The sequence below is a fragment of the Candidatus Poribacteria bacterium genome (assembly GCA_021162805.1).
Taxonomy (GTDB): domain Bacteria; phylum Poribacteria; class WGA-4E; order B28-G17; family B28-G17; genus JAGGXZ01.
The window spans coordinates 1-14,661 of the sequence record JAGGXZ010000209.1 but is presented as its reverse complement, the minus strand read 5'-3'; the positions used below and the strand labels follow the sequence as shown (position 1 = coordinate 14,661).

The following is a 14,661-nucleotide window of genomic DNA, read 5'->3' as shown; positions in this document are numbered from 1 at the left end:
ATTTAGCTCCGCCTGTAGGAGCCAGCCGGAATCCTGACGATAATTCACTGCTGAGCTTTTCCCCACAGCTCCCTAGCGTTCAATTCCATCCCTGGCCCTAACCCCCTTTTGATAGTAGTGTTTTACCTCCCTCATCTCCGTCACCAAGTCCGCCGCCTCGATTAACTCCTGCGGGGCATATCTGCCGGTAAATATGAGCTCTACATCTTCAGGTTTTGACCTTACAAGCTCGAGCATATCTTCAAGAGATATGAGCTTGAAGTAATAGGCGGTGGTGATCTCGTCGAGGACAATGATATCGTATTCTCCGGAGAGCATGGCTTCCCTTGCCTTCCTGAGTCCCTCACGGGCTAATTGAACGTCGTCCTCCTTCGGTGGTCTGTGTGCGTGAACCCAGCCCGGCTGGCCATACTGCTCGATGGTGATATAAGGCTTCGTGAGCTTCACCGCCTCAAGCTCCCCATAGCGCTGACCCTTCATGAATTGCCCAATATAGGTTTTAAGCCCGTGACCAGCAGCCCTGAAAGCCAACCCCAGGGAAGCTGTGGTCTTCCCCTTGCCATTTCCGGTGTAGACCTGAATATAACCCTCGCCTAAGCGTTTCCTCCTCGCTGGGCTCTCCTCGATCCCCTCCTGCTTTGCGAGTGCCTCCGCCACCGCCTTCCTTACCGTAACACCGATGAGCTCTCCTATCTTGGCATGGCCCCCGGTGTAGGTAATGAGCGGTCCATCGCCGGGGACGATGATGAGGTTATCGGTTCCTGTGCCCGTGGCCTGAAGTCGGGGATTGTAGCTGCTCTTGATGTCGAGGTCTTCAAGGATTGAAGTCTTCGCCTCCGTGGCGGTGATGACCGCCCTGGCCATGGCCCCATCCGTGAGGGCGGCACTGGTCAGAAGAATGAGGTTTATGGTTCCCACGCTTTGGGAACCCGCCTTATCAACTCCGGCCCTCAGGGCATTGCTCTTCACCCCGGCAGTGGCCAGGCAGCAAACCCTGAGTTCCTCAAAGCTCTCCTCCCCCACCCCCAGATTATCCATATCCGCCCCGGTGAAGAGAAAGGCCGATTCCTCCGGCGGAAGTCCCAGCGCTTGCGGAAGCCAGCTTCGATGTTCCTCAAAATGCTCATGAAGGTAATCCCAAAGCTCGGGGGGATCGTAGTGATTCCCCACGAACCTCACCTCCTTGAAGCCCTCCATGGTAGAGAGCACCCGCCTCGGCCCGTCAAATGAGAGGAGCAGGGTTTTCACCTCAAACCCTTTAAGCTGGTGATAGATCACCTTCGCCTCTACTCCCTCAAGGCCGATCTCGATTTTCCTCTCCTTCATCTTTCCCCCTCCTTTCATAACTTCGAGGTGTGATCGTCTATTTATCAAACTTAAATGCCGAGGAATTCCTAACCGAGAAGTAGAGCTTCCGTTCATTTTGACCTCTTCACCAGAAGAAGGGAAAAATAACCCGGCCTCGCCTTCTTCATCTCCTCTATATCCCCTATCACCTTCTCCTCCTTCGTCGTCGCCTCCTCCACCAGGAAGCAGCTTCCTGAGAAACCTATCCTCTCCAGTAGGTTCAATATCCGCTCCAGGGAGCGGTGGACTTTGAAGAAGGCCACCGTGTCGAACTTCTTCAGGATCTCCTCCAGGTCATCCTTCTCGTAGATTGCCGGCAGGATGGCGAGCCTCTCCTCCTTCCTTGCAAGCGGAAGGGGGATGCTCGCGGCGGCCGCGCTCAGGGAGGTTATTCCCGAAATTACCTTTATCTTCACCTGAGGAAAGCGGCGCTGGAAGAAAGCAATTAGAGGCACAAAGGTGCTGTAAAGGAGAGGGTCACCTTCGACGGCGAAAGCGCAATCCTCGCCACGAGAGAGCCTCCCCCAGATGGCGCTTGCCGCCTCCTCCCACCTCCCCTCATCCTCCTCGAGCATAGGGAAGGAAAGCTCCACGATCTCCTTCTCCTCGCCCACTACCCCTTTTACGATTGAGAGGGCCCGGCTCTCCCGTCCTCCCTTCGGGACGAAGATAACGGGAACCTCGGAGAGGACCCGAGCTGCTTTCAAGCTCACAAGCTCGGGATCCCCCGGCCCGAGCCCCACCCCGTAAAGCCGCCCGATTCTCTTCATTCCACCTTCTCCTCGAGCAATCCTTCCGCCCTCAAGTAAATATTCCTGAGTTTTTCCAGCCTTTCCTCGCTCGCCTTCCAGTAGCCCCTTCTATTTGCCTCAAATAGCCTCTCTATCAGGTTGCTCAAAGCCCAGGGATTCGCATCCTCAAGCCTTCTCCTCACCCTCTCGTCTAAGATGTAGCGATCTGCAATCTCATCCCAGATCCAGCTATCAACCTCGCCCGTAGTGGCGGCAAGTCCTAAGATATTTTCAACCCTTTCGTGAATGTGTTGGGCGCCGTTATACCCATGCTGCAGCACCCCTTCGATCCACTTGGGATTAAGCAGCCTTGTCCTCACCCCCCTCTGGATCGCCCTCTTTATCTCCTCGGTCCTCATCACCTCTCCGGTAGTGTCGGTGATCAGCATCTCCGGCTTCCTTCCGCCGGCGATCTCAACAGCTTTAGCCAATCCGCCGAAGAACTCGAAGTAATGATCGAGATCTATTACCTCATAATCGTGGCTGTCACGAATCTGAGAGGCGAGTTCCACCTTGGAGAGCATGCTCTTGAACATCTTCTCCGATTTGAAACCCTGGACATCGGCGGTGTAGATATGCTGCATATCTGAGATGTAAGCCCGGCCTAAATCTTCCTCCGAATTCCAAGACTGAGACTTGATCAAGTCACGCAAAGAGGTGGCATACTCGGTAGGAGAAGGACCGAACACCCGGGCACGGGCTAATTTTTGGGCCAGCATCTTGTCATCAATCTCACCTTTTATCTCATCAAGTATCTCTTGGGAGTGCTTTTTGACCGGGTTTTCATCGGGAGACTCGTCCTGGGAGGAAACTAGATTGAAGGCCTCATCCAGCAGTTTGACGATGTTGGGGAAGGTATCCCTGAAGATGCCACAGATGTTTACCACCACATCCACCCTGGGTCTTCCCAGCTCCTCCAGCGGCACGAGCCGTAGACGCACATCCCAGGGATTTCTTCTTATCGGCTCCACCCCGATGTACCTCAATATTTGCCCTATCGTTTCCCCTCTTGTATTCATGGTCTCAAATCCCCAGAGGATTACCCCCACGCACTCCGGATATCTGCCGTGAATCCTGTAGTAATGCTCTAAGGTTGCGTCGGCGATCCTGGCCCCTCGAATGTAAGCAGCGCTACTTGGCACAAGCCGGGGGTCAAACTGATAGGTGTTTGAGCCGGTGGGGAGAACCTCAGGCGACCTTATAGGGTCGCCTCCGATGTTAGGGGGGATGTACTTGCCGCAGAGTCCTCGAAGGAGGCTTCCCATCTCATCGCTTCTCTTGAGGTTTCCGGCTATCTCAAGTCCGAACTTTAAGGTTTTCCTGAGCTCTCCGGTTTCTGAGACCTTCGAGCAATCCATCGCCGCCTTAATGCCTTCATTTAGGGCGATGGCAACGATCTCCCTTGCCTTCTCCTCGATCTCCTTCGCTATATGAGCATAGGATTTGCCCCCTCTCAGCTTAGCGGGATTGCTCATCATTTCGTCGTAGTCGATTCCCTGCGATTCGGCCAGCAGCCGGTGGAGCGACTTCACCTCTCCACGATCGTAACGAAGGACAAGGGTGATGAAATCGATGAGTGAATCCTCATCGTAGTTCTCTCCGAAGATATGAAGCCCCTTGGGGATGATGGATCTTCGGATATTGAAGAGCTCATCGTAGATTTCATCGACGGACTTCCCCTCAAGATGAGCCTCTTTAGCCTTCTCCAGAATCTGTTCATAAACCAGCCGTGCGCGATTCGGGTCTTGAAGTTTGGCTTCATTGTATTCGTGGATGAGCTCCTCAAGCTCTGCGAGGTTGTCATAAAGCCCTGAGACGGTGTAGGGCGGCGAGAGGTGATTTACTATGGTAGCGTAGCTTCTCCTCTTGGCTATGGTCGCCTCAGATGGGTTTGATACCATGTAAACATACAGGTGAGGGAGGTTGCCTATTAAAATGTCGGGAAAGCAATCCTTGGACATCCCAACCTCTTTCCCCTTGGTAAACTCCAGGGTGCCGTGAGTGCCGAAGTGAATTACCACATCCGCCTTAAACTCCTCCTCAAGCCACCTGTAGAAAGCAAGGTACTGGTGATGAGGGGGCAGGGTTTTGTCGTGGTAGGATTCAAGGGATTTCTTGATATCCTCGCTCCCTCCGCCATGTGACGGCTGAAGTCCGAGGAACACATTTCCCAATTGGATGCCGGGAATGATAAGCCTATCCCCGAAGGTCAAAACGCCCCCCGGAGGATCACCCCACCTCTCAACCACCTCATTCTTCGCCTCCGGTGAAAGCTCTTCAAACCACTTGAGGTAGGTATCGTTCCCTACCATAGGGGAGTTCTGAGCGGTATTCCTCAGGGCAAGCCACCTGCTTGAGTTAACGAGACCTCGACTTGTAAATACCTCCTCAAGCTTTGTCCCTTCAGGCAGTTCCTCGACCTTATACCCTTCCTCCTTCAACCTCACCAAAAGCTTTTTAATGCTCTCCATGGTATCCAGATAGGCAGCAGCTCCGATCCCGCTTTCATCCGGGGGATAGTTATAGAGGATTATGGCCACCCTCTTCTCCGAGTTCTCCTTCTCTCTAAGCCTAAGCCACACCCTTACCCGACCCGCTATCTTATCCAGCCTATCTGGAATTGGAGTCATCGCTCTTACCTGAGCGCCGATATTTCGATCGAAACCGCATTCCTCATATCCACAGGGCAAAATAGGTTCGATGCAACCGTCAAGCTCGGGCAGGGTAACGTGGGTGATGATCTGGATGGGGGAGAGCCCCGTCTCCGATTCCCTCCACCGTCTGACTTCTCCTATATACATCGGAGGGGCATTGAGGACGGGGACATCGAGCTTCCGCAAAGTCTCCAAGGTAGGCTGAGGGTTCCCTCCCATGGGACCTCCGTTCATCCGGAAGAGCAAAAAGCTTATCACCAGGTCCACAACAGGCTTGCCATCCCTGAAGAAGAAATCCCTCATCGCCTCGCTGTATCTGAAATCTTGAGAGTAAATCGGGATGAAGTTCACCTCACCCTCAAGCCTTTTCATAAGCTCCTTCGCCGCCACCGCCGAGTCATCCAGATTTGGGCCGCCAAACAGGAGCATTCCCACCGTCTGTTTTTTGGTTAACGGATATTTACGGAGATAATCATCCAAGCTGGCAAAGATCTCTTCGGCGAGCGGATGATAGATGCCGGGTTCGGGGAGCTTTCGGGGCGGCTTGGCTTTAACCTGCTGTCCTCCATATACCTCGGCGAGGTAAAGCAACAGATTCTTGGTGTTTTCCTTCCCGCCGTATAGCCAGTATTCCAACACAACGGCTCTATTCCTCACCTCCCTCAGCGATCTCGAGGGAAGCCTCCCCAGGATCTTGGTCAGCTTCAGCATTCGCTGCATTTTCCTGAGAGCCACCTCTCTCTCTCCCATCCGCCTGGCCATCCAACCCGTCATCTTATGAAACAGGGATGGCCGTTCCCGCTCAAGCCACACCGGCCCGCTCCCGAAAGAGGTGGCCATGCTGTAGCCGAGCACGACGTTCTTGGAGTTCGAGAGAACATCCTTGATGAGCTTTATAACAGGAGCATCGCCTCTCACATCGAGCCATACGATATCGGCATCCCTCAGACTGGAGGCCACATCCTCGGGCAGCGTATTTTCATCAACGAGCCTCCTCTGGATTTCATCCACATAGTAGAGGCTGAGGTCGATCGCATTTCCATGCTCCCTGACGATTTCGGCCATCGCCTCCGCCATAGGCCGTGCCCCGTTCATGGAGGTCACTACGGCGATTCTCGTCGGTCGTCCTCGATTTTTCATCTTGCTCTTCCCTCCCCCTTGCAAAAGTTGAACCTCTTCGATTTGCCTCCGGCCGGCTAAAGCGATGGCGGCCTTGGCCGCCGCGGCGGCACAGGCCCCGGTGGTGTAACCCATGCGAAGTCCTTGCCTCATAGGCTCGCCCTCCGAAGCGCCAGAAGACAGGCGGAGAAAGAGATCACCCCAAAGCCGAGGAGGATAAGAAAGGAAGGCCAGGGGAAATCCCTCCCCAACGCCTCCGCCCGAAGACATCGGCTTGAATGAGTAAGCGGCATGAGATGAAGGATCAGCTTAAGCCACCCAGGGAGATTTTTCAGGGAGAAAAAGGTCCCGCCCAGAAAGGTCATCGGCCTAAGGATAACGCTGCTCAGGGTGGCCATATCCTGATGGGATCTGGCCAGCAAGGCAGCCAGGACCCCCATGAAGGAGAAGGTAAAACAGGTAAGTATAAGGCTTAGGCCGAAAAGAGGGCTTACCCTCATCGGGGAGAGGGCCAGGCCGAGCAAAAGGAAAGCCAGGGAAACGACAAGCCCTCGCAACACCCCTATTAGAGATTTGCCGAGGATCACGGCAAAAGGGCTTACGGGGGCCATCATTATCTCATCGAAGCACTTATAATAAAGTCGGTCCACATTCAGTTTCATCCCGGCCCCGCTAAAACTCGTGTTCATAGCGGTGAGGGCGATGATCCCCGGGATTACGAACTCCAGATAGCTTGCTCCTCCGACATTAATCCCTCTTCCCAGACCAAAGCCAAAGGCCAGAAGATATAGCACCGGGCTCATCAAACTGGTGATGAGAAATCTCAGCCAGAGATGCCTTAAAATCCTGAGGTCAGCCCACCAGATCGAATAGCTATCCTTGAATACTTTTACCATCTTTACTCCTCCTTGACCTTTCTTCCGGTAAGCTCAATGAAAACATCCTCTAAACTGGTTTCCCTTATAATGATGTTCTTCATCCCTGAGGGAAGATTGCGCACAAAGGATTTAGCTGCTTCGCTATCGGGAAAATGATGATAGCAAACTTTGCCGTTGGAGAAGGTTTCTACGGTTACAGATCCCAAGCACCGACGTAAGTCGGAAGGCCTCCCGAGGGCGATGAGTTTTCCCAGGTGAATGATGCCCACCCGATGGCAGAGGGCCTCCGCTTCCTCGATGTAATGGGTGGTTAGAAATATAGTGGCACCACCGGCATTAAGCTTTCTGATGAGCTCCCAGAGCCTTCTTCTCGTCTGAGCATCCAATCCCACCGTGGGTTCATCAAGAAGGATAAGCTTAGGCTGATGAAGTAAAGCCCGGGCGATCATGAGCCGGCGCTTCATCCCCCCCGAGAGCTCCTCAACCCTGCGGCGGGCATGATCTTTGAGTTCCACATAATCCAGCATTTCCTTGATCCTCCTCCGACGTTCCGGAGGCTTAAGGCCGTGCAGACGGGCGTGGAGCTCCAAGACCTCCCAGACGGTAAGCTCCCTATCGAGGCTCAGATGCTGCTGCACCACCCCGATCCTCCTCTTGACCTCCAAAGGCTGACTTACCACGTCAAAGCCGTCTATCCAAGCGCGGCCTGAGGAGGGCTTGGTCAAGGTGGTGAGGATACGGATGGTGGTGGTCTTCCCCGCTCCGTTGGGCCCCAGGAAGCCGAATATCTCCCCGGGATGTACCTCTAAATTGAGATCATCAAGTGCTTTAACCTTGCCGTATATCTTGGTCAGGTTCTCAATCACGATCATTTGAGCCTCGGTGGAACAATTTCGACATGAACTCAATCCCCTCCACAAGCCTGGGGCCGGGGCGACAGAGAAGCTCACAGGGGATGGGATATATCCTCCCTTCCTTCGCCGCCCGGGTCTCCTTCCAACCTTCCCACTTTCCTATCTCATCTACTATCCTCTGACAGGGAGGGTTCTGCGACCGACATCCCGGACATCTTCGCCTCGGCTCCTCCCCTTCCCTCATCCCACAGCTGAGAATGACCTCAGGATCAAACTCTACGATCTCCTCCAATTTCACAGGGGTATAAGGCTCCTCAAACTCGAGGGGCATGGGCCAACCTCCGGCAAGCCTTATCGCATCCCACTGATAGGAGGAACGGGTCGGGGCGACGATGGGGTCCTCGATCATCAAACGGAATACCCGCGGGGGAGGGAGGGGTTTTACCCTCTCCTCGATCAACCTAAGCCTCTCCCTAAGCGAGCCGACAAGAGCCTTACCCCGTTCTTCTCCGGCGATATCCGCTATCTCCTCCATAATGCGGAGGATATCCTCCACGCTCCTCACACGGGGGAGGGCCAAAACCGGAAGACCTTCGCTTCCCGCCTCCTCGATGAATTTTCCGTGAATACGGCTTAAGGCCAGGATAAGATCGGGCTTGAGCCTTGAAATCTTCCCCAGATCGGGTTCCACAAAGGAGCCCACTTTCTCCCTCTCCCTCGCCTCCGGGGGAAAATCGCATTGCTCGGTTACCCCTACCACCCTCTCTCCCAAACCCAGGAAGAAGAGGGTCTCGGTGAGGGACGGTGCCAGGGAAACTATCCTCCGAACGGGTTTATTTACCTTCATGCTTCCTTAAGCCTCCCTTCTCGTTGGGGGTCAAGGGGATGATATGAGGTCTCCCCGGGTCATAGCTGATCATCACCTTAACCCCGTAGACCTGCCAGATATTCTCCGGATTCAGAACATCCTCCCCCTTTCCGGCGGCGTAAATCCTGCCCTCTTTGAGCATTATTATCTTGTCCGAGAACATCGAGGCCAGATTGAGGTCGTGTATGGCCATTATTGCGGCAAGCCCCTTTTCTCGGACTATATCGGTGATAAGCTGCAGGACCTCAAGCTGATGGCGAAGGTCTAAGCTGCTCGTCGGCTCATCCAGGAGCAATACCTCCGACTCTTGCGCTAAAGCTCTGGCTATAAGCACCTTTTGCCTTTCCCCTCCGGATAGCTCGCCGAACATCCTCAGGGCCAGGTTATCGAGCTCCAACAGCCGCAGGGTATTGAGCACAACCTCCTTATCTCTCCGCGAGAGCTTCCAGCGTATATGAGGCCTTCGGCCCAGGAGGACCGTTTCGAAGACCGTCAAGGGGAAGGAGCTGGGGGAGCTCTGGGGAACGTAACCCAGGAGACGGGCGAGCTCCTTTGAGCTTATTTTTCCGAGGTCATCTCCGTTAAGCAGGATGGCCCCTTTTTTCGGCTTTAAAATTCGGCTTATGCATTTAAGCAGGGTTGTCTTCCCCGAGCCGTTGGGACCGACCAGGCTGACCACCTCCCCCTCCCCTACCTCTAGGCACACATCTTTAAGGATGGGCACGCTACCGTAGCTAAATCGCACCCCTTTTACCTCTAGCCTCATCGGAAGTATTCCCTCCTTCCCCTCAAGATGAGGTAAAGGAAAAACGGCACCCCGATAAATGAGACCACTATGCCCACGGGGATAACCGTTGGTTGAAAGGCGGTCCTCCCCACCGTATCAGCCCCGAGCAACAAAAGCGCCCCGAGAACAGAAGAGGAGGGGAGGAGGAATCGGTGATCGGCGCCGATGAGCATCCGAGTTATATGCGGGGCCACCAGGCCGACGAAGCCTATTATCCCCGTAAAGCAGATGATGGTGGCGGCAGGCAAGGTGGAAAATATAAGAATTATAGTCCTCACCCGTTCCACATTTACCCCCAGGGACGCGGCCGTTTCATCTCCGGCGAGCATGGCGTTGAGATCCCAGGAATATTTCATCAAAGGCAGGAAACAAACCACCAGGACGGGTAAGAGCACCCTTATGTTCTCCCAGCTCGCCCCGGTGAGGCTTCCGAAAAGCCAGTGAACTACCGCATGAAGCTCCTCCTCGGTGGCGATATATTGGAGGACGGAGGTGCAGGCGGAGAAGAGATACATCAGGGCTATGCCGGCCAGGATAAGGGTCTCCGATCTCATGCCCCTTATCCTGGCGAGACCATAAACCAGGACGGCATTCAGGAGGGCGAAGATGAAAGCGTTGGTGATGACGATGTATTTCCCGGAGCCTATGAGTCCCGCCCCGAGGATGATGGCAACGGAGGCTCCGAAGGCCGCTGCGGAGGCTATCCCGATGGTATAAGGGCTGACCAGGGGATTACGCATTATCCCCTGCATGGCCGTTCCGGAGAAGGCCAGTCCCGCCCCGGCGAGCACTCCCAGCACGATGCGTGGAAGCCTTATATCCCACACGATAACCTCCACCTTGTCGCTTACCGTGACGTTGAGAGGGAGGAGCCGGGCCCCGATGGCACGGGCCACCTCCCCTATCCCCAGCCTTGCCGAGCCGAGGGAAGCGGCCACCAGGACCAAGGCCACAAGCCCTCCCAAGGCGGTCAGGATGAAGAACACCTTTTTAGCTATAAGCCGGGAATATAACTCCTCAGTTTGGATTATCTCTCTTGTGGTCATCAGAATAGCTTCCTCGGTTTTCTAAGGCGAAGGATACACGAAGACTCCCCTTAATCGTTCAAAGTCGAGTCCGAGGTATTTCTCCACCATCTGCTTAAGATAGGCTTTGGGGTCAAGATCCTTGAAAAGCTCGGGATAAAGGATCTTGGCCGCATAGCAAACCCCCACGTTTTCAAACACCCCTCCGAGGATGTCCCTTGAGAGTATGTAAACCCGACCTTCCCTCACAGCCTTGATGTGATCAAATCCGGGCCTTCCCATTATCTCCTTCCTCATCTCCTCAAAAGGACGGGTGTCGGTCTTCCCGAATCCTCCCTGATATCTGACCCCCATGGGGTATTTCAGGATCACATCGGGGTTTTGCTCCACCACCCATTCAGGCTCGACCTCCGGGCTTCTTCCTTTAAGCCCGGCGGAGATGTTTATCCCCCCGGCAAGGGTGACGATTTCATCCAGAGTATGCCCCTTGGAAGCTGTTACAAAAGGTCGCTGGGTCCCTTCCAGATACACCCTGACCTTCTGCTCCTCGCTCAGCCCCTCCACTTTCTTCCTCACCTCCTCAAGCCTTCCAAACCAGAAATCGGCGAATTCCCTCGCCTCCTCCTCTCGATCGAAGATCCGCCCCAGAAGCTCCAGGGTCTTCCTGAAGCTCTTGATCTTGAAGTCCAAAGCTACTATCTTTATCCCCGCAGGCTTGAGCTTCTCCTCGATCTCGGTGCGCTTTAGCGTCTCCGGCACGGCGAGGACGAGCTCGGGCTCCAGGTCAATAATCTTCTCATAGTCTAATTTGATAAAATGCTGGCCGACGATCTCCTTCTCCTCAAGCTCAGGGAGAAGCTTCCCGTATTGCTTGACCGTAAACGCATCCGTGCCGATTATTCGTTCAAGGCCTATGTTCAGACATCTCATAGCGATGGGTATCTGGCTGTAAACGGTGATTATCCTCCGGGGATTTTGGCGGAGCTCAACCGTTCTGTCTGCAAGATCCGTGACGATGATCAGCTCTGCTTCGGAGGTTGGGGTTGGCCTCGGACTTGGTGTCTTCTCAGCGCAACACTGTCCGGGAAGAAGTAAAGCGATGATGTTCGCAAACACCAATAAGAGCATAAGCCCTTGATACCTCATGTTATCCCCTCCTTCTTGTTCATAATTGTGGCTTCCATAACTGCCACGACCACCGCCTCCGTTCCGGTAGCCTGGGGTTGTCTTTCACCAAAGCCTTCCCCTCCGACAAAGGCATTCCACCGCCCAGAGCCTCCTTAAAAGCGAGGATAAACCTTCGCAGTGGATAAGCTTCGAGGCAAGGAAGCCCCACAGCTTTCTAGCCTCCTCTTCTCCTCGCAGGCTATAGGTTATCTTTCCCATTTTAAGGGCCTCCCCCACTAATTCGACATTCCGATAATTCGCCTCTCCCACCGGAAACCCGGCATCTATAACCTGACGAGCCTTCTTCATCGCTTCTAAGGCTTTAAGGTAGGTTTCAGGAGAGATCTCTGCCCTATAGGGTTTCTCGGCGACGATGGTGGCTTTGAGCGCTTGAGCCACGTGAAAGTCTATATCGTTCTCCGGAAGGGCGCCGGTCGAAATGCCAAAGCCATGCTTAGCTAAGGTCCGGTAAAGCCGAGCCCCACTTCCCGAACCGGCCACAACGTAAACCGAACCTCTTTTTTCCCCGCCGATCTCTATCCCTCCCAGAAGGCTATCGAAGCATGCCTTCTTGAAGTCGTAAAGCTCGGCCACTGTCTCCTCATCGAGGACCTCCTCAGGCGGTCCCCAGGCGAGGACCTTTCCCCTCTTGATCAGGATGACTATATCGCACACCCTCATCGCCAGGTCTATCTCGTGCAGGGAGGCCACTATGGTTATCCCGTTCTCCCTCACAAGGCGCCTCAGGATGAGCATCACCTCCAGCTTGTAGCGAGGGTCGAGATGGGAGGTCGGCTCATCCAGAACCAGAAGCTCGGGTTCCTGAGCCAGCGCCCGGGCCAGGAGAACTTTTTGCTTCTCCCCATCGCTTAACTCCAGGAAGTATCGGCCTGCCAGGTCAGCCGCTCCCACCATCTCCAGCGCCTCCCAGGTCTTCCGGGCATGCTCCCCTTCGATCTTTCCCAGGAGTCCTGTATAGGGATATCTTCCCATAGCGGCCACATCGAAGGCGGTAAGCAGTCCCGGGGAGGGTCGCTCGGTGAGGACGGCCGACACCCTGCGGGAAAGCTCCTTCCGGCTTATTCGTTCAAGCTCCCGGCCGTCCAGAAACACGGCTCCTCTCAGAGGGGCGAGCAGGCGGATCAGGGTCTTGAGGATGGTGGATTTGCCGCAGCCGTTGGGTCCGAGAAGGCCGATGAACTGCCCCTTTGAGAGCTTTAAATTGATATTCCTTACAACCGCCTTTCTCCCATAACCTACCTCAAGTTCCTCGGCCCTGATCATCATACCGCTGCCCTCCTCCTCAAAAGCAGGAATATCACGATCGGCGCTCCGAAGAGGGAGGTCGTGGCCGAAATGGGAAGCTCAACCGGGGAGAAGGCTGTTCGAGCCAGAAGATCGCAAAGGCTGGTCACCGCCGCTCCCAGGAGGATCGTTCCCGGAAGGAGCACCCGGCTGTCGGATGTTCCCAGGGAAAGCCTTGCCATATGAGGCACGGCTAGGCCGATGAAGGCCACCGGACCGGCGAAGGCCGTCACCAGGGCGGCCAGGGCGCTGGAAAGAAAGATGATAAGATAGCGGAAGGGCTTGATCCTCACCCCCATGCTTCGGGCATAATCCTCGCCCAGCAGGAGGGCATTGAGCGGCTTTGAGAGGAAAAAGGAGAAAAGCAAAAGTATGGGAATGGCGATGGCCAATATCTCCACCTCCTGCCACCGAAAGCCTGAAAAGCTTCCCAGGGTCCAGAGGACGAATCTATGAACCCGCTCTTTCTCGGCGAAGGCGATGAGAAAATGGCTCAGGGCGGAGGCGACATAACCCACCATGAGGCCTATAACCAGAAGCGAGACTATGTCCCTCACCTTCACAGCCGCTGCCATCACCGCCATCATCGCTCCCAGAGCGCCGAGCAGAGCCGCAAGGCTGAGAAAAATAGGATGAAGCGAGGTCATCCCCAGGCTAAAGCCTCCCAGCATAACCAGGGCCACCATAACGGTGGCCCCGGAGGAGATGCCCAGCACATAGGGCCCGACGATGGGGTTGCGGAAGAATATCTGAAGCAGCATCCCCCCGGCAGCAAGCGCGGAGCCGGAGAGAGAAGCAGCCAGCGCCCTCGGAAGCCTTATCTTCCAGATCACCGAGCCGAAGACCTCACTTCCCGCCTTCTTTCCAAGGAGGATGCCGCAGACGTCGAGGAAGGGAATGTGAACGGAGCCCAGGCTTATGTTCAGCACAAGGAGCAAAAGCACCGCTCCTAGGAAAGAGCTGAGCACGAACAAATACCTCGCCCACCTCTTTTGAAGGAAGTTATCCTCAGTTATTGCCTCAGGGGCTTTGACCATCTAAGTCAACCTCAAATTTAGAATTGAATCTACAGCGTCCCCAAAAAGTCGGACACCTTTTCGGGAGATATTTAGGGCTTCTCCTCTACGGGCAGTCTCATGAAATATCCCAGCTCATGCTCCGGATAAAGTTCCGGATGGAAGACGGCCGCTAAATCCTCGATTATCCCATCGGTTTTATCCAACGATTGATAATACCAGGGCCGAAAGCACCACACTTTCCCCTCCTTCACCACCTTGAGCTCGGCCAATATCGGACCTTCTTTCAGGATATCTTCTACGGAGCTAACATAAGGGGGCCAGGAGGGGTAAATGAAGACATCGGCGTTCTTCCCCCGAGCGTAAAATTCCTCCAGAGTGACATTGGCGCTGCCGGTTCCCTCAAGGTCTGAGAAGAGGTAATTTCCTCCGGCAAGGGAGATCATCTTGGCTACATATGAATCCCCGGCCGGGACATAGCACTTCCCCTTCCAGATGCTCCCCCAAAGCACGTTGGGGCGCTTTTCCCCGGAGACCTCAGATGCTATTTCCTTAACCCTTCGCTCCACCCTCTCGAAGAACTCTTGAGACTCAGCATCCTTGTCGTAGAAAACGGCTAGGAATTTCATCCACTCCAGGCGACCCAGGGGGTCGTTCTCCAGCCACTCGTTGTCCACTGCCACCGGGATCCCCATTTCCTTGAGTTTTTCAAATGACTTTGCGGCCGTCGGGTAGCCGGTATACATGAACACTACGTCGGGCTTCAGGGCCAGGATCCTCTCAAAGTCCGGTCCTCCCATTCCACTGCCCACAAGCTCGATCCTTCCCTTCTCTATGCCTTTCCTTATCT

General features: G+C 54.7%; 12 protein-coding genes. All 12 read right to left on the bottom strand.

Features of this window, described 5'->3' with window-relative positions:
- Positions 1–72: 72 nt before the first annotated feature.
- On the bottom strand, positions 73–864 hold the full coding sequence (locus J7M22_17140) for a cob(I)yrinic acid a,c-diamide adenosyltransferase (protein ID MCD6508331.1): 792 nt from the start codon (positions 862–864) through the stop codon (positions 73–75).
- Between the two features lie 554 nt (positions 865–1,418).
- A complete protein-coding gene (gene cobI / locus J7M22_17135) occupies positions 1,419–2,117 on the bottom strand; it encodes a precorrin-2 C(20)-methyltransferase (GenBank protein MCD6508330.1) in 699 nt (232 codons plus the stop codon).
- Positions 2,114–6,064, bottom strand: a complete 3,951-nt coding sequence (gene bchH, locus J7M22_17130) for a magnesium chelatase subunit H (GenBank protein ID MCD6508329.1) — start codon at positions 6,062–6,064, stop codon at positions 2,114–2,116. Before bchH ends, cobI begins: the two co-directional genes overlap by 4 nt.
- Positions 6,061–6,807: an ABC transporter permease gene (locus J7M22_17125; protein MCD6508328.1), complete on the bottom strand. Its 747-nt coding sequence runs from the start codon at positions 6,805–6,807 to the stop codon at positions 6,061–6,063. Before J7M22_17125 ends, bchH begins: the two co-directional genes overlap by 4 nt.
- A gap of 2 nt (positions 6,808–6,809) precedes the next feature.
- The gene (locus J7M22_17120) at positions 6,810–7,661 is read right to left on the bottom strand and encodes an ABC transporter ATP-binding protein (GenBank protein MCD6508327.1); all 852 of its coding nucleotides are present in this window, start codon (positions 7,659–7,661) and stop codon (positions 6,810–6,812) included.
- Positions 7,648–8,490: an ABC transporter substrate-binding protein gene (locus tag J7M22_17115; protein ID MCD6508326.1), complete on the bottom strand. Its 843-nt coding sequence runs from the start codon at positions 8,488–8,490 to the stop codon at positions 7,648–7,650. The genes J7M22_17120 and J7M22_17115 overlap by 14 nt, the downstream gene beginning before the upstream one ends.
- The gene (locus J7M22_17110; GenBank protein MCD6508325.1) at positions 8,477–9,277 is read right to left on the bottom strand and encodes an ABC transporter ATP-binding protein; all 801 of its coding nucleotides are present in this window, start codon (positions 9,275–9,277) and stop codon (positions 8,477–8,479) included. Before J7M22_17110 ends, J7M22_17115 begins: the two co-directional genes overlap by 14 nt.
- The gene (locus J7M22_17105) at positions 9,274–10,344 is read right to left on the bottom strand and encodes an iron ABC transporter permease (protein ID MCD6508324.1); all 1,071 of its coding nucleotides are present in this window, start codon (positions 10,342–10,344) and stop codon (positions 9,274–9,276) included. The genes J7M22_17110 and J7M22_17105 overlap by 4 nt, the downstream gene beginning before the upstream one ends.
- A gap of 21 nt (positions 10,345–10,365) precedes the next feature.
- Positions 10,366–11,469, bottom strand: a complete 1,104-nt coding sequence (locus tag J7M22_17100; protein MCD6508323.1) for an ABC transporter substrate-binding protein — start codon at positions 11,467–11,469, stop codon at positions 10,366–10,368.
- An 84-nt stretch (positions 11,470–11,553) separates the two neighbouring features.
- A complete protein-coding gene (locus tag J7M22_17095) occupies positions 11,554–12,777 on the bottom strand; it encodes an ABC transporter ATP-binding protein (GenBank protein MCD6508322.1) in 1,224 nt (407 codons plus the stop codon).
- Entirely contained in the window at positions 12,774–13,832 is a 1,059-nt protein-coding gene (locus tag J7M22_17090) for an iron ABC transporter permease (GenBank protein ID MCD6508321.1), read from the bottom strand. Before J7M22_17090 ends, J7M22_17095 begins: the two co-directional genes overlap by 4 nt.
- A 71-nt stretch (positions 13,833–13,903) precedes the next feature.
- Positions 13,904–14,661, bottom strand: a 758-nt coding sequence (locus J7M22_17085; GenBank protein ID MCD6508320.1) for an ABC transporter substrate-binding protein, incomplete at its 5' end; no start/stop codon positions are given.